Below are 15,431 nucleotides of genomic sequence, written 5' to 3'. Positions count from 1 at the left end.
GGACCGGACGCACCGAGGGTCGGAGGTATGAAGGCGATCAGCTACAGGCGGTACGGCGGGCCCGAGGTCCTGGAGTACGGCGAGCTGCCCGAGCCCAAGATCGGACCGGACGCGGTCCTGATCGAGGTGCGGGCGGCCGCCGTGAACCCGGTCGACTGGAAGTGCCAGGCCGGATACCTCGACGGCATGATGGACGCGGTCTTCCCCGTCGTCCCCGGCTGGGACGTCTCCGGCGTCGTCGTCCGGCTCGGCGTCTCCGTACCCGAGTTCGCCGTCGGCGACGAGGTCATGGGGTACGTCCGCGAGGACTTCCTCTCCCGGGGCACCTTCGCCGAGTACGTCGCCGCCCCCGTCCGCACCCTCGCCCGCAAGCCCCGCACCTTCGACTTCGAGGAGGCCGCGGCCCTCCCGCTCGCCGGCCTCACCGCGTACCAGGTGCTGCATCAGGACCAGGCCCTCGCGGTACGCCCCGGCGAGACCGTCCTCGTGCACGCGGCGGCCGGCGGGGTCGGCTCGATGGCCGTGCAGATCGCCCGCCACCTCGGCTGCCGGGTCATCGGCGCGGCCAGGGACGCCGGCCTGGAGCGGGTCGCGGAGCTCGGCGCCGAGCCCGTCCGCTACGACGAGGAGACGTTCTCCGACCAGGTCCGGGCCCTCGCCCCGCTGGGCGTGGACGCCGTGCTCGACACCATCGGGGGCCCGTTCCTGAAGCTCTCCGCCCGGCTCCTCGCCCCGCAGGGACGCCTGGCCTCGATCGCCGACGGCGAGGTCCTCGCCCTCGGCGGCCGCTACTTCTGGGTCCGCCCCGACGCCGCCGACCTCGCGGCCCTCGCCGATCTGGCCGACGCGGGCGTCCTCACCGTACGGGTGGCCAGGTCGTTCCCCCTGGAACAGGCGGCCGAGGCCCAGCGCGCCAACGCGGCGGGCGGCCTCAACGGCAAGGTCGTGGTGACCGTCCCGTAGGACGTGTCCGGAAAGTCCCGCCTGGCTCGCCCCAGGACCGCCTCACCAGATCACCGCCGCCCCGAAGACCGCGAGCGCGATCGTGCACACCGCCGCGAGCAGCGCGCCCCGGTGGGAGAGCGGGAGCGGCCGCGCCGCCCCCAGGGCACGGATCCGGCGGTGGGCCACGGCCAGGAAGGCGACCCACACCAGGGACGAGAGCGCGAGCCCGGTCAGTTCCTTCGCCGTGATCTCGTCGCTGACGGTCAGCTTCACGGCGAGCACCGCGACGACCGTGCACGACAGGGTCGTACGCCGCCACGCGAGCCGGGTCCGCTCCGGCTGGAGCCCGGGATCCCGGGCCTCGGCCGCCGCGTTCACCGCCCGGCCCAGCCGAAGACGACGAGGACCACCATCGCCAGCGCCACGACGGCCACGGAGAGGCTGAGCACCGCCGGGAACCGGGACACCGGCAGGTCCTCGCCGCGCCGCATCGCCCGCTCGCAGCGCACCCAGTGGTTCACCGCCCGCAGGGCGCACAGCACGCCGCCGGCCAGCAGCGCGAGCGCGAGCCCGACGCGCACGCCCCAGCGCAGGTCCGGCAGGAACTGGTCGACGGCGAAGCCTCCGCCGACGAGGGCGAGCGCGGTCCGGATCCAGGCCAGGAAGGTCCGTTCGTTGGCGAGGGAGAACCGGTAGTCGGGGGTCTCGCCCTCGTCCCGGATCCGCTGCGGCGCGAACCACAGCCGCAGGCTCTGCACGAAATCGCTCACCCGTGCACCCTAACGGCCGGACGATCACCCCGCCGGACGCGCACCGCGCAGCAGCTCGTACGCGGCGAGGCCGTCCGGCACCCACTCCCAGGCGCCCGGCTCGCCGGGCAGCCGCTCGGCCAGCTCCCCGTCGGTGAGGAAGCCGTGCCAGGCGACCTCCTCCACCTGCGGGCTGACCGGCAGCTCGCAGCGCACCTCGTAGACCGCAGACCACCACTTCCCGGCCACGCCCCCGGAGTCGTACAGGAAGCGCAGCACCGGCTCGGGGCGGGGCAGCCCGGAGACCCCGAGCTCCTCCTCGGCCTCCCGCAGCGCGGCCTCGTCGTAGGACTCGCCCGCGCCGACGACCCCGCCGACGAACATGTCGTACATCGAGGGGAAGACCAGCTTCGTCGGCGTCCTGCGGTGGACGAAGACCCTGCCCCCGGCGTCGCGGACCCGGACGAAGACGCAGCGATGGATCAGGCCCCGTGCGTAGACCTCGCCGCGCGGGGCCCGCCCGACCACCCGGTCGTGCTCGTCGACGACGTCGAGAATCTCCTCGGAGGCGCTCATGCCCCCATGAAATCACTGCCCCATGACGTACTTGACGGTCGGGCCGGTCGTCCAGCCGCCGTCCACGGCCAGCTCCGCGCCCGTCACGTACGAGGCGGCGTCGGAGAGCAGGAAGACGACCGCGCCCGCGATCTCGTCGGCCTCGCCGACCCGGCCCATCGGCGTGTTCGGGTACTTGCCCTCGCCGCGCTCGATGCCGACGGAGGCGGTCATCGGGGTGTACGTCATACCGGGGTGGACGGAGTTGACGCGGATCTTCGCCGTGCCGAGCTCCACCGCGCCGATCTTCGTCAGGCCGCGCACGCCCCACTTGGAGGCGCCGTACCCGGCGGTCAGGGCCAGGCCCATCAGACCCGCGGCCGAGGAGATGTTGACGATCGAGCCGCCGCCGGCCTCCTTCATCGCCGGGATCGCGGCCTTCATGCCGATGAAGACACCGGTCAGGTTGATGTCGAGGACCTTGCGGAAGTGCTCGACGGACTCGGTCTCCAGGAACGCGCCGGTGGAGATGCCGGCGTTGTTCACCAGGCCGTGCAGACCGCCGAACTCCGCCACCGCGAAGGCGACGGCCGCCGCCCACTCCTCCTCGGAGGTCACGTCGTGGTGGAGGAAGCGGGCCCGGTCGCCGAGCGCCTCGGCCGTGGCCTTGCCGTCCTCGTCGAGGACGTCGGTGATCACGACGTTCGCGCCGGAGGCCACGGCCAGCCGGGCGGCCTCGGCGCCCAGGCCGCGGGCGCCGCCGGTGATGAGCACGGTCTTGCCGGTGAGGTCGTTCATGAGAGGAGGTCCCTTCGGGGGTGTTTCAGACGCTCCGGGGCTGTGCGGCCCGGAGAAGCGCGGTGGTGGTCTCGACGAGGTCGGCGAGGAAGAGCGGCTCGTCCGTGAGGGGCTCGGCGCCGTCGAGGTACTGCCGGGCCCGGTCCGCCATGGCCGCGCCCACCACGGTCAGCGCCAGGTCGAGGCGCTCCAGGAGCAGCGGCTCGGGGAGCCCGCCGTCGGCCAGGCGGTCCGCGATCCGCTCGATCAGGCGCCAGTAGCCGGTGCCGGCGAGCGTGGGATGGGGGATGCGGGTGCGGATGCCGCTCTCGTGGCTGAGCTGCGCGGAGATCCGCAGGCAGCGGCGGCCCCGGTCGGTGCGCAGCTCGCTCGCCTCGGCGGTGACGAGCGCGGCGACCAGCTGCCTCAGGTCCTCGCCGGCGCCGTCGAGGAGGGGGGCGAGCACCTGTTCCGTGCGGGTCTGGCGGCCGGCCATGACCGCGTCGAGCAGCCCGGCGCGCGAGCCGAAGTGGTACTGCACCGCGGAGGGGTTGGCCTGTCCGGCCAGCGCCACGACGTCCCGGAGCTGTGCGCCGTCGACGCCCTGTGCGGCGAAGAGCTCCTCCGCCGCGCGGATCAGTTTCTCCCGGGTCTCGGGTCCCGACGTCCTCGCCATACCGTCATATTAATGCTCGACATTAGGAAAGGAAAAGGCCGGACTGTTGACTCGATACATTCGTGTATCCAAGATGCGGTCCATGTCCTACGACGCTGATGTGATCGTGATCGGGGCGGGCCTCGCCGGCCTCGTCGCCACCGCCGAGCTGGTGGACGCCGGCCGCACCGTGATCCTCCTCGACCAGGAACCCGAGCAGTCCCTCGGCGGCCAGGCCCACTGGTCCTTCGGCGGCCTGTTCCTCGTCGACTCGCCCGAACAGCGCAGGATGCGCGTCAAGGACAGCCACGCCCTGGCCCTCCAGGACTGGTTCGGCACCGCGGGCTTCGACCGCACCGAGGACCACTGGCCGAGGAAGTGGGCCGAGGCGTACGTCGACTTCGCCGCCGGCGAGAAGCGCGCCTGGCTCCACGCGCGCGGGGTGCGCTTCTTCCCCGTCGTCGGATGGGCCGAGCGCGGCGGCTACGACGCGAACGGCCACGGCAACTCCGTCCCCCGCTTCCACATCACCTGGGGCACCGGACCCGGCCTCGTCGCCCCCTTCGAGCGCAAGGTCCGCGAGGGTGCCGCCCGCGGCCTCGTCGACCTCCGCTTCCGCCACCGCGTCACCGGTCTCGGCCGCACGGCCGGAACGGTCGACACGGTCTCCGGCGAGATCCTGGCCCCCTCCACGGCCGCCCGCGGCACCGCGTCGAGCCGCGAGACCACGGGCGCCTTCGAACTGCGGGCCCAGGCCGTGATCGTCACCTCCGGCGGCATCGGCGGCAACCACGACCTCGTCCGCGCGCAGTGGCCCGCCCGGCTCGGCACCCCGCCCGCCAAGCTGCTCTCCGGCGTCCCCGCCCACGTCGACGGACTGATGCTCGGCGTCGCCGAGAAGGCCGGCGCCCGCCACATCAACCGCGACCGGATGTGGCACTACACCGAGGGCATCGAGAACTGGAACCCCATCTGGGCCCGCCACGGCATCCGCATCCTGCCCGGACCGTCCTCCCTCTGGCTGGACGCGACCGGCAAGCGGCTGCCCGTCCCGCTCTTCCCGGGCTTCGACACCCTCGGCACCCTCGAACACATCATGCGGACCGGCCACGACCACACCTGGTTCGTCCTCGACAAGCGCATCATCGGCAAGGAGTTCGCCCTCTCCGGCTCCGAACAGAACCCCGACCTCACGGGCAAGTCCGTCCGTGACGTCCTCGGCCGCGCCCGCGCCGACGTGCCGGCCCCCGTGCGCGCCTTCATGGACCACGGCGTCGACTTCGTCGTCGAGAACGACCTCTCCGCCCTCGTCCGCGGCATGAACGCGCTCACCGACGAACCCCTCATCGACGAGGCCGCCCTGCGCCGCGAGATCACCGCCCGCGACCGCGAGATCGCCAACCCCTTCACCAAGGACCTCCAGGTCACGGCGATGCGGGGCGCCCGCAGGTACCTGGGCGACAAGCTCATCCGCACGGCGTCCCCGCACCGCATCCTCGACCCGAAGGCGGGCCCGCTGATCGCGGTCCGCCTCAACATCCTCACCCGCAAGTCCCTCGGCGGCCTGGAGACCGACCTCGACTCCCGCGTCCTGACGGAGGGCGGCGAACCCCTGGACGGCCTGTACGCGGCGGGCGAGGCGGCCGGCTTCGGCGGCGGCGGAGTCCACGGCTACCGCTCCCTCGAAGGCACCTTCCTCGGCGGCTGCATCTTCTCGGGCCGCGCGGCGGGCAGAGCGGCGGCGCGGGCGGTGAGCTGACGGCGGACCCGGCCCGCCGGGGCGTGTGGCGCGGGTCACACGCCGAGCCCTTCGTGTCGCGGCCCGTCACGACGGCCAGGATGAGGCCATGGAGATAGGCATCGCACTGCCCCAGTACGGCACCCACGCCCGCGCCGACCGCATCGCGGCCTTCGCGCGGGACGCCGAGGACGCCGGGTTCGACTCGTTCTGGGTCGGCGACCGCGCCCTGACCCCGGTCGCCCCCAGCGACCTCTATCCGGGGCACACACCGGAGAACCCGTACCCCCCTCAGTACAAGACCTTCCTCGACCCGCTGACCGTGCTCACCGTCGCCGCCGGCGCGACCTCCCGCGCCCGGCTCGGCATGAGCACCCTCAACGGCCCGTGGTACCCGCCGGCCCTGCTCGCCCGCTCCCTCACCTCGCTCGACCAGGTCAGCGGCGGACGCCTCGACGTCGGCCTCGGCATCGGCTGGCTGCGGGACGAGTACACCGCCGTCGGCGCCGACTTCGGCCGGCGCGGCGCCCTCCTGGACGAGCTGCTCGACGTCCTCGACGGCATCTGGACCCGGGAGGAGTTCGGACACGAGGGGCCCCGCTGGACGATCCCCGTCTCGTACGTCGGCCTCCGCCCCGTCCAGCCCGCCGGACCGCCCGTCTACCTCGGCGGCTTCAGCCCGGCCGCCCTGCGCCGGGTCGGCCGCCGCGCCGCCGGCTGGGTCGGCGCCGTCCTGCCGCCCGGCGCGGCCGAGGGCCTGTGGGACGTGGCCCGGCGCGCCGCCGACGAGGCGGGCCGCGACCCGGAGGCGCTGCGCCGTCAGATCCGCCACAACCCCGCCCCCGGAGCCACGGCGGACGCGATCGCCGGCGTCCTCTCGGGCGTGCGCGACACCGGCGCCGACGGCTGCTTCGTCGACCTCCAGCAGTCCGTCGACTCGCCCGAAGAGGCCCTGGAACTCGGGGTGAAGGTCCTGGGCCTGCTGCGGGGCTGAGCACGGCGGAGGGGCCCCGGATCTCCGGGGCCCCTCCGCACGTACGGGCTCGCCTACAGCACCAGCGACAGCAGCAGCACGAACACGATGCCCACGACCGAGATGATCGTCTCCATCACCGACCAGGTCTTGATCGTCTGGCCGACGTTCATGCCGAAGTACTCCTTCACCAGCCAGAACCCGGCGTCGTTGACGTGGCTGAAGAAGAGCGAGCCGGCACCGATGGCGAGGACGAGCAGCGAGACCTCACCGGTCGACATGCCCTCGGCGAGCGGGGCCACCAGGCCGGCCGCCGAGATCGTCGCCACGGTGGCCGAGCCGGTCGCGAGCCGGATCGCGACCGCGATCAGCCAGGCGAGCAGCAGGGCCGGGATCGACCAGTTCTTCGAGAAGTCGAGGATCATCTGGCCGACGCCGATGTCGATCAGGGTCTGCTTGAAGCCGCCGCCCGCGCCGACGATCAGCAGGATGCCGGCGATGGGAGCGAGGGACTTCTCGACGGTCGAGTTCAGCCGCTCCTTGGTGAAGCCGGCCGCCCGGCCCAGCGTGAACATCCCGACTATGACGGCCGCGAGCAGGGCGATCAGCGGGGAGCCGATGACGTCGGTGACCTTCTGCACGCCGTTCTCGGGGTCGTCGACCACGATGTCGACGAGCGCCTTGACCAGCATCAGGACGACGGGCAGCAGGATGGTCGCGACGGTGGCGCCGAAGCCGGGACGCTTCTCCAGGTCCTCGGAGGGGCGGGTCGGGATCATGCTCTCCGGGGCCTGGATGTCCACCCAGCGGGCGGCGTACCTGGAGAAGACCGGGCCGGCGATGATCACGGTGGGGACGGCGACGACCAGGCCGAGCGCGAGGGTCACGCCCAGGTTGGCGCCGACCGCGTCGATCGCGACGAGCGGGCCGGGGTGCGGCGGGATGAGGCCGTGCATCACGGACAGTCCGGCCAGGGCCGGGATGCCGATGCGCATCAGCGAGTAGTTGCCGCGCTTGGCGACCATGAGGACCACCGGGATCAGCAGCACGATGCCGACCTCGAAGAAGAGCGGCAGACCGATCACGGAGGCGATCAGGACCATCGCCCACGGCATGGCCCGCTTGCCGGTCTTCGCCAGGATCGTGTCCACGATCTGGTCGGCGCCGCCGGAGTCGGCGAGCAGCTTGCCGAGGATCGCGCCGAGCGCGATGAGCACGCCCACACCGGCCACGGTGTTGCCGAGTCCGGTGCTGAACGACTTGATGGTGTCCGCGAGCGGGGCACCCGCGAACGCGCCGAGCGCCAGCGACCCGATGGTCAGCGCCAGGAACGCGTGCAGCTTGAACTTGGTGATGAGCAGGACGATGACGGCGATGCCGGCGAGCACGGCGATCCCGAGCTGGGCGTTGCCTGCCGAGGTGATCGGTTCGGCGGCGTCCGCTGCCAGGGTCTCGACGCTGAGACTGGTCACGGTGGTGTGTCCTTCGTACGGGCAGGAAGGGGGGGCGGGGGTGCGGGGGAGTACGGGGGAGAGTCAGCCGTCCAGGCCGTCCAGGCCGCGCAGGGCGGCGACGGCACGGGCGGTGATCTCCTCCGGCGTGCCGGAGACGTCGACGGCGACGCCGGCCTCGTCGTCCTGCAGCGGCTGCAGGGTGGCGAACTGGGAGTCGAGGAGCGCCGTGGGCATGAAGTGGCCCTTGCGCGCGGCCATCCGCCCCTCGATCAGCTCCCGGTCACCGGTCAGATGCAGGAAGACGACCCCGGGCGCGGCGGCACGCAGCCGGTCCCGGTAGACCCGCTTGAGCGCCGAGCTGCTCACGACCCCGCCGAGCCCGGCCCGGCCGTGCGCCCACTCCCCGATGGCGTCGAGCCAGGGCCCCCGGTCCGTGTCGTCCAGCGGGACGCCGGCCGACATCTTGGCGACGTTGGCCGCCGGGTGGAAGTCGTCGCCCTCGGCGTACGGCAGGCCGAGCGCCTCCGCGACCAGCGGACCGATGGTGGTCTTGCCGGTCCCGGCGACGCCCATCACGACGACGACCGGGGGAGCGGAGAGGGGGGTGGTGCTCATGGGGGGGTGCCTCGCTGTCTTCATCGACATCGATTCGGTGAATCCGTCGCGCTCATGAAACCCATTGGGTACGACGTATTCAAGAGTCTGTGACGTAAAAGTCGTACTTTTCATTCCCGGGTGTGGCCACGGGGTCCCGCGCGCATAGGCTGATCGCCATGACGACACCGGCCCAGGGGCTCCACTCACACGTCCTGGCCACCCTGGGTCTCGCGATCACCGCCGGGGAGTACCCGCCGGGCACCGTGCTGCGCACCGACGAGCTCGCCCAACGCTTCGACGTCTCCCGGACCGTGGTCCGCGAGGTCGTGCGGGTCCTGGAGTCCATGCACCTCGTCGAGTCGCGCCGCCGCGTCGGTGTGACCGTGCTCCCCACGGCCAGCTGGAACGTGTACGACCCCCAGGTCATCCGCTGGCGCCTCGCCGGCGCCGACCGCCCCCGCCAGCTCCGCTCGCTCACCGTGCTCCGCTCGGCCGTCGAGCCGGTCGCCGCCGGACTGGCCGCCCTGCACGCCACCCCCGAGCAGTGCCGCGAACTCACCGAGCAGGCCCTCGGCATGGTCGCCACTTCGCGCGGCCGGCGCCTGGAGGAGTACCTCGTCCACGACATCGCCTTCCACCGGGTCGTGCTCAACGCCTCCGGGAACGAGATGTTCGCCCGGCTCGGCGACGTCGTCGCCGAGGTCCTCACCGGCCGCACCCACCACCACGTGATGTTCGAGGACCCCGACCCGGCCGCCGTCACCCTCCACGTCCAGGTCGCCGAGGCCGTACGGGAGCGGGACGCGGCGCGCGCCGAGGAGCTCACGCGTCAGATCGCCGTCGGCGCCCTCCAGGAGCTGGACGTCCTCGCCCCGTAGTTCATCCGGGCGTTACCCGTCCGTAAGCTCTGAACTAGCTCAAATATGGGCGTTCAGTGACATGCGTCACAGTCAGTGGGGCGCCGTTGCCGTGAGTATGTGCGCTGGCCGTGCCGGGGACACCCCCCATCCAGGTACGGCCGGGTACCGCACAGCCCCCTCACGAAGGCGAACAACTCCATGACTGACCGCGTCACCGCGGCCGAGCCGCTGTCCGCCGCTCCGGCGAACCCGGCCGCCTCCCCCCACGTCGACGCAGGCGACGCCGGATACCGCAAGGACCTCAAGTCCCGGCACATCAACATGATCGCGATCGGCGGCGCCATCGGTACCGGCCTCTTCCTGGGCGCCGGCGGCCGCATGTCCCAGGCGGGCCCGTCGCTCTTCATCGCGTACGCCGTCTGCGGCGTCTTCGCCTTCTTCGTGGTGCGCGCCCTCGGCGAGCTGGTGCTCTACCGTCCCTCCTCCGGCGCCTTCGTCTCCTACGCCCGTGAGTTCATGGGCGAGAAGGGCGCCTACACGGCCGGCTGGCTGTACTTCCTCAACTGGTCGACCACCGCCGTCGCCGACATCACCGCGGCCGCCACCTACGCCCACTTCTGGGCCATGTTCAGCGACGTCCCCCAGTGGGTCCTCGCCCTCATCGCCCTCGCGGTCGTCCTCGCCGCCAACCTCATCTCCGTGAAGTACTTCGGCGAGATGGAGTTCTGGTTCGCCATCATCAAGGTCGCCGCCCTGGTCGCCTTCATGCTCGTCGGCATCTTCCTCGTCGTCACCTCGCACGACGTCGGCGGCCACACCCCGGGCCTCGCCAACATCACCGACAACGGCGGCATCTTCCCCAACGGCATGATGCCGATGCTGCTGCTCATCCAGGGCGTCGTCTTCGCCTACGCCTCCGTCGAACTCTGCGGCGTCGCCGCAGGCGAGACCGAGAACCCCGAGAAGATCATGCCGAAGGCGATCAACTCGATCATGTGGCGCGTGGGCCTCTTCTACGTCGGCTCCGTGATCCTGCTCGCCCTGATCCTCCCGTACACCGCGTACTCCGGTGACCAGAGCCCCTTCGTCACCGTCTTCGACAAGCTGGGCATCCCCGGCGCCGCCGGCGTGATGAACCTCGTCGTCCTCACCGCCGCCCTCTCCAGCCTCAACTCGGGCCTCTACTCCACCGGCCGCATCCTGCGCTCCATGTCGCTCGCCGGCTCCGCGCCCAAGTTCACCGGCGTCATGAACAAGGGCGGCGTCCCCTACGGCGGCATCCTGCTCACCGCGGGCTTCGGCGTCCTCGGCGTAGCCCTCAACTACGTCATGCCCGGCGAGGCCTTCGAACTGGTCCTCAACTTCGCCTCCATCGGCATCATCGGCACCTGGGCCATGATCATGGTCTGCTCGCTGCTCTTCTGGCGCAGCGCCGAGAAGGGCCGGGTCACCCGCCCCGGCTACAACCTGCCCTGGGCCCCGTACACCCAGATCGTGACCCTGGGCTTCCTCGCCTCCGTCCTCGTCCTGATGTGGATGGACGGCGGCATCGGCCGCACCACCGTGAACTGCCTGCCGCTCATCGCCGCGGCGCTCGTCGGCGGCTGGTTCCTGGTCCGCCGCCGGGTCCGCACCACCTCCGCGGCACACCAGGACTGAGACTCCCCCCACGGGAGACGGCGGGACCCCCACAGGCACGGCCTGCGGGGGTCTCGCCTTTTGTCAGGAGATAGTGGTACGCAAGAGCCTTACAAGATCCGCTCGGAGGAAGGGAAGTTCGCGATGCCGCAGCACGTCCAGGGGGTCATCGCCCCGGGCAGGAACGAACCGGTACGCGTCGAGACCATCGTGATCCCCGATCCCGGCCCCGGCGAGGCCGTCGTGAAGATCCAGGCCTGCGGCGTCTGCCACACCGATCTGCACTACAAGCAGGGCGCGATCAACGACGAGTTCCCCTTCCTGCTCGGCCACGAGGCCGCGGGAATCGTCGAGTCCGTCGGCGAGGGCGTCACCGACGTCGTCCCCGGCGACTTCGTGATCCTCAACTGGCGCGCCGTCTGCGGGACCTGCCGTGCCTGTCTCCGCGGCCGTCCCTGGTACTGCTTCGCCACCCACAACGCGAAGCAGAAGATGACCCTGCTCGACGGGACGGAGCTCTCCCCGGCCCTCGGCATCGGCGCCTTCGCCGAGAAGACCCTCGTCGCCGCCGGCCAGTGCACCAAGGTCGACCCGGCCGTCGCGCCCGAGGTCGCGGGCCTCCTCGGCTGCGGCGTGATGGCCGGCATCGGCGCCGCGATCAACACCGGGAACGTCGGCCGCGGCGACACCGTCGCCGTCATCGGCTGCGGCGGCGTCGGCGACGCGGCCGTCGTCGGCGCCCGCCTCGCCGGAGCCGCGAAGATCATCGCCGTCGACATCGACGACCGGAAGCTCGACAAGGCCCGGGAGATGGGCGCCACCCACACCGTCAACTCCCGCACCGCCGACGCCGTCGAGGCGATCCGCGAGCTCACCGGCGGCTTCGGCGCCGACGTCGTCATCGAGGCCGTCGGCCGCCCCGAGACGTACGAGCAGGCCTTCTACGCCCGCGACCTCGCCGGCACCGTCGTCCTCGTCGGCGTCCCCAGCCCCGAGATGAAGCTGGAACTCCCGCTCCTCGACGTCTTCGGCCGCGGCGGCTCGCTCAAGTCCTCCTGGTACGGGGACTGTCTGCCGTCGCGCGACTTCCCGATGCTCATCGACCTGCACCAGCAGGGGCGCATCGACCTCGCCGCCTTCGTCACCGAGACCATCGGCCTCGGCGACGTCGAGAAGGCCTTCGCCCGCATGCACGAGGGCGACGTCCTCCGCTCGGTGGTGGTCCTCTGATGTCCGTCCGCATCGACCACCTGGTCACCTCCGGAACGTTCAGCCTCGACGGCGGCACCTGGGACGTCGACAACAACGTCTGGATCGTCGGCGACGACACCGAGGCCCTCGTCATCGACGCCGCCCACGACGCCGAGGCGATCCTCGCGGCGCTGGACGGCCGGGCCCTGCGCGCCATCGTCTGCACGCACGCCCACGACGACCACATCGACGCCGCCCCGGCCCTCGCCGCCGCCACCGGCGCCCGGATCCTCCTCCACCCGGCCGACCAGCCGCTGTGGAAGCTCACCCACCCCGACCACAGCCCGGACGGCGAGCTCGCCGACGGCCAGGTCCTCACCATCGCAGGCACGGACCTCACGGTCCTCCACACCCCGGGCCACGCCCCCGGGGCGGTCTCCCTGCACGCCCCCGACCTCGGCACGGTCTTCACCGGCGACACCCTCTTCCAGGGCGGCCCCGGCGCGACCGGCCGGTCCTACTCGGACTTCCCGACGATCGTGGACTCGATCCGCGAGAAGCTCCTGACCCTGCCGCCGGAGACGGTCGTCCGCACCGGCCACGGCGACACCACCACGATCGGCGCCGAGGCCCCCCACCTGGAGGAGTGGATCAGCAGGGGCCACTGAGCCGCAGCCGGCTCCCGAAGCTCCTGGCATCGCCCGTGAACGGGTCGGTGAACTCCAGCGTCCGCGCGAGCAGTCGCAGCGGACGCGAGAAGTCCTCCGGCCCGTCCTCACGGACCACCGGATAGACCGGATCGTCGAGGATCGGCAGCCCCAGGGCGTTCATGTGCACCCGCAGCTGATGGGTCCGCCCGGTCACGGGCACCAGCCGGTACCGCCCGAGCCCGCCCGCGTGCGCCACCAGCTCGATCCGGCTCTCGGCGTTCGGCTCGCCCGGCACCTCCCGGGCGGCCATCACCCCGCGCTCCTTCTCGATCCGGCTCCGCACGGTCACCGGCAGCTCGACCGCCGGGTCGTACGGCGCCACCGCCTCGTACTCCTTGCGCACGGCCCGGTCCCGGAACAGCGTCTGGTACGCCCCCCGGTCCTCCGGCCGTACGACGAACAGCACGAGCCCCGCCGTCAGCCGGTCCAGCCGGTGCGCGGGCTGAAGGAACGGAAGCCCCAGGTCACGCCGTAGCCGGGCGAGCGCGGTCTCCGTCACATGCCGCCCCCGGGGCATGGTCGCCAGGAAGTGCGGCTTGTCGGCCACCACGATCCGCTCGTCCCGGTGCACGACCGCGACCTCGAAGGGCACGGGCGTCTCGGCCGGAAAGTCCCGGTGGAACCAGAGGTACCGCCCCGCGACGTACGGCTCGTCCGCGCCGACCGGCCCGTCGACCCCGACGAACCGCCCGTCCCGCAGCATCTCCTCGACCCGCCCGGCCCCGACGGCGGCCCCGTACCGTCCGACCAGATACTCCCGGACGGTCGTCCAGCCCTCCTCGGGATCCTCCGGCAACCGCACCCGCACGGGATCGATCCCGAGCCGCTGGGGGAGGGGCGAGGAAGGGGCCTTGGATCTGCGTCGCACCGGTACCGCCGTGAGTCCTGCCGCCGTAACAAGAAGGACCCCACAAGATGTGGGGTCCTTCGCTGGTGTCCGAGGGGGGACTTGAACCCCCACGCCCGATAAAGGGCACTAGCACCTCAAGCTAGCGCGTCTGCCATTCCGCCACCCGGACAAGGTGTCTGTCTTCCTGGCCGCTGGGCCCTTCCGACGAGGAAAACCATAGCAAACATTCGGAGTGGTCGATCACCACCCCCGGTCGGCCTCCGGCATGTGACAGCAGCGTGTCGGCCGACCGGCGCCCTTGGGCGCCGAGGGGGCCACGCGGGAGGATGGGGGAGATCACAAGGAATCACGTGGGGCACGGAGTGGGAGGAAGCAGCGTGAGCGAGTCGAACACGACCCGGAACGTCAGCGGCGAGGACGAGGTGGTGGACCTCTGTCGCGACCTCATCCGCATCGACACCAGCAACTACGGCGACCACTCCGGACCGGGAGAGCGGGCGGCGGCCGAGTACGTCGCCGAGAAGCTCGCGGAGGTCGGCCTCGAGCCGAAGATCATCGAGTCGCACAAGGGGCGGGCCTCCACCGTCGCCCGGATCGAGGGCGAGGACCCGTCGCGTCCGGCCCTGCTCATCCACGGTCACACCGACGTCGTCCCGGCCAACGCCGAGGACTGGACCCACCACCCCTTCTCGGGCGAGATCGCCGACGGCTGCGTCTGGGGCCGCGGGGCCGTCGACATGAAGGACATGGACGCGATGACCCTCGCGGTCGTCCGGGACCGGCTGCGCAGCGGCCGCAAGCCCCCGCGCGACATCGTCCTCGCCTTCCTCGCCGACGAGGAGGCCGGCGGCACCTACGGCGCCCGGCACCTGGTCGACAAGCACCGCGACCTCTTCGACGGGGTCACGGAGGCGATCGGCGAGGTCGGCGGCTTCTCCTTCACCGTCAACGAGAACCTGCGGCTCTACCTGGTCGAGACGGCCCAGAAGGGCATGCACTGGATGCGGCTGACCGTCGAGGGCACGGCGGGCCACGGCTCCATGACCAATGACGACAACGCCATCACGGAGCTCTGCGAGGCCGTGGGCCGCCTCGGCCGCCACCAGTGGCCGGTGAGGGTCACCAAGACCGTGCGGTCCTTCCTGGACGAGCTCTCGGACGCCCTGGGCACCCCGCTCGACCCCGAGGACATGGACGGCACCCTCGCCAAGCTCGGCGGCATCGCCAAGATGGTCGGCGCCACCCTCCGCAACTCGGCCGCCCCGACGATGCTGGGTGCCGGCTACAAGGTGAACGTGATCCCCGGCCAGGCCACGGCCCACGTCGACGGCCGCTTCCTGCCCGGGTACGAGCAGGAGTTCCTGGCCGACCTCGACCGGATCCTCGGGCCCCGCGTGAAGCGCGAGGACGTGCACGGCGACAAGGCCCTGGAGACCAGCTTCGACGGCGCCCTGGTGGACGCCATGCAGCTGGCGCTGCGCGCCGAGGACCCGATCGCCCGCGCCGTGCCGTACATGCTCTCGGGCGGCACCGACGCCAAGTCCTTCGACGACCTCGGCATCCGCTGCTTCGGCTTCGCGCCGCTCCAGCTGCCGCCGGAGCTCGACTTCGCCGGCATGTTCCACGGCGTGGACGAGCGGGTCCCGGTGGACGGCCTCAAGTTCGGCGTCCGCGTCCTGGACCGCTTCCTCGACGCCTGCTGAATTCGACCGCGCGTTTGCATGTGACCGGAAAGAGTG

The 15,431-nt window shown here is 71.8% G+C and carries 16 protein-coding genes and 1 tRNA gene; 8 read left to right on the top strand and 9 right to left on the bottom strand.

The features are described 5' to 3' along the window. Positions 1-27: 27 nt before the first annotated feature. Positions 28-963: an NADP-dependent oxidoreductase gene (locus IE237_RS30635; protein WP_189805384.1), complete on the top strand. Its 936-nt coding sequence runs from the start codon at positions 28-30 to the stop codon at positions 961-963. Positions 964-1,005: 42 nt separating this feature from the next. On the opposite strand, the gene IE237_RS30630 is transcribed toward IE237_RS30635, so the two are convergent. From IE237_RS30630 to IE237_RS30610, 5 genes are read right to left on the bottom strand one after another with little or no spacing between them, the layout of a single operon-like run. After that, entirely contained in the window at positions 1,006-1,323 is a 318-nt protein-coding gene (locus IE237_RS30630; protein ID WP_189805383.1) for a DUF202 domain-containing protein, read from the bottom strand. Continuing rightward, positions 1,320-1,715 (bottom strand): YidH family protein, encoded by a 396-nt coding sequence (locus IE237_RS30625; protein ID WP_189805382.1) that lies wholly within the window; start codon positions 1,713-1,715, stop codon positions 1,320-1,322. The genes IE237_RS30630 and IE237_RS30625 overlap by 4 nt, the downstream gene beginning before the upstream one ends. A gap of 24 nt (positions 1,716-1,739) precedes the next feature. Next, entirely contained in the window at positions 1,740-2,270 is a 531-nt protein-coding gene (locus IE237_RS30620; RefSeq protein ID WP_189805381.1) for an NUDIX domain-containing protein, read from the bottom strand. 12 nt (positions 2,271-2,282) lie between these two features. Next, the gene (locus tag IE237_RS30615; RefSeq protein ID WP_189805380.1) at positions 2,283-3,047 is read right to left on the bottom strand and encodes a glucose 1-dehydrogenase; all 765 of its coding nucleotides are present in this window, start codon (positions 3,045-3,047) and stop codon (positions 2,283-2,285) included. A 25-nt stretch (positions 3,048-3,072) separates the two neighbouring features. After that, complete coding sequence (locus IE237_RS30610; RefSeq protein WP_189805379.1) at positions 3,073-3,702, bottom strand: TetR/AcrR family transcriptional regulator; 630 nt, start codon at positions 3,700-3,702, stop codon at positions 3,073-3,075. Between the two features lie 82 nt (positions 3,703-3,784). On the opposite strand from IE237_RS30610, the gene IE237_RS30605 reads away from it, so the two are divergent. Then, a complete protein-coding gene (locus IE237_RS30605) occupies positions 3,785-5,440 on the top strand; it encodes an FAD-binding dehydrogenase (protein WP_189805378.1) in 1,656 nt (551 codons plus the stop codon). An 88-nt stretch (positions 5,441-5,528) separates the two neighbouring features. After that, positions 5,529-6,413, top strand: a complete 885-nt coding sequence (locus IE237_RS30600; protein ID WP_189805377.1) for a TIGR03619 family F420-dependent LLM class oxidoreductase — start codon at positions 5,529-5,531, stop codon at positions 6,411-6,413. Positions 6,414-6,466: 53 nt separating this feature from the next. Here the strand turns inward: IE237_RS30600 and IE237_RS30595 are convergent, their stop codons facing one another. Further along, positions 6,467-7,864, bottom strand: a complete 1,398-nt coding sequence (locus IE237_RS30595; RefSeq protein ID WP_189805376.1) for a GntP family permease — start codon at positions 7,862-7,864, stop codon at positions 6,467-6,469. Between the two features lie 63 nt (positions 7,865-7,927). Then, the gene (locus tag IE237_RS30590) at positions 7,928-8,461 is read right to left on the bottom strand and encodes a gluconokinase (RefSeq protein ID WP_189805375.1); all 534 of its coding nucleotides are present in this window, start codon (positions 8,459-8,461) and stop codon (positions 7,928-7,930) included. Positions 8,462-8,619: 158 nt separating this feature from the next. On the opposite strand from IE237_RS30590, the gene IE237_RS30585 reads away from it, so the two are divergent. The 4 genes from IE237_RS30585 to IE237_RS30570 all read left to right on the top strand — a co-directional run bounded on the left by IE237_RS30585 (position 8,620) and on the right by IE237_RS30570 (position 12,800). Further along, entirely contained in the window at positions 8,620-9,321 is a 702-nt protein-coding gene (locus IE237_RS30585) for a FadR/GntR family transcriptional regulator (RefSeq protein ID WP_125749411.1), read from the top strand. Positions 9,322-9,501: 180 nt separating this feature from the next. Further along, positions 9,502-10,962, top strand: a complete 1,461-nt coding sequence (locus tag IE237_RS30580; RefSeq protein ID WP_189805374.1) for an amino acid permease — start codon at positions 9,502-9,504, stop codon at positions 10,960-10,962. A gap of 123 nt (positions 10,963-11,085) precedes the next feature. Continuing rightward, the gene (locus IE237_RS30575) at positions 11,086-12,171 is read left to right on the top strand and encodes an S-(hydroxymethyl)mycothiol dehydrogenase (protein WP_189805373.1); all 1,086 of its coding nucleotides are present in this window, start codon (positions 11,086-11,088) and stop codon (positions 12,169-12,171) included. Further along, entirely contained in the window at positions 12,171-12,800 is a 630-nt protein-coding gene (locus tag IE237_RS30570) for an MBL fold metallo-hydrolase (protein WP_189805372.1), read from the top strand. The genes IE237_RS30575 and IE237_RS30570 overlap by 1 nt, the downstream gene beginning before the upstream one ends. Here the strand turns inward: IE237_RS30570 and IE237_RS30565 are convergent. Both IE237_RS30565 and IE237_RS30560 read right to left on the bottom strand, forming a co-directional pair. Further along, positions 12,784-13,710, bottom strand: a complete 927-nt coding sequence (locus IE237_RS30565; protein WP_189805371.1) for an RluA family pseudouridine synthase — start codon at positions 13,708-13,710, stop codon at positions 12,784-12,786. The genes IE237_RS30570 and IE237_RS30565 overlap by 17 nt on opposite strands. 63 nt (positions 13,711-13,773) lie before the next feature. Then, positions 13,774-13,861: transfer RNA gene (locus IE237_RS30560), tRNA-Leu, on the bottom strand. 208 nt (positions 13,862-14,069) lie between these two features. Here IE237_RS30560 and IE237_RS30555 point away from each other — a divergent pair. After that, positions 14,070-15,395 carry a M20/M25/M40 family metallo-hydrolase gene (locus IE237_RS30555; protein WP_189805370.1) on the top strand — a complete coding sequence of 442 codons (1,326 nt, stop codon included), beginning with the start codon at positions 14,070-14,072 and terminating at the stop codon, positions 15,393-15,395. Positions 15,396-15,431: the final 36 nt, after the last annotated feature.

The organism is Streptomyces tanashiensis, assembly GCF_014648895.1.
In the GTDB taxonomy this organism is placed as follows: domain Bacteria; phylum Actinomycetota; class Actinomycetes; order Streptomycetales; family Streptomycetaceae; genus Streptomyces; species Streptomyces tanashiensis.
Note: the sequence above shows the minus strand (reverse complement) of the source record. Positions and strands in the feature narration are given on the sequence as shown.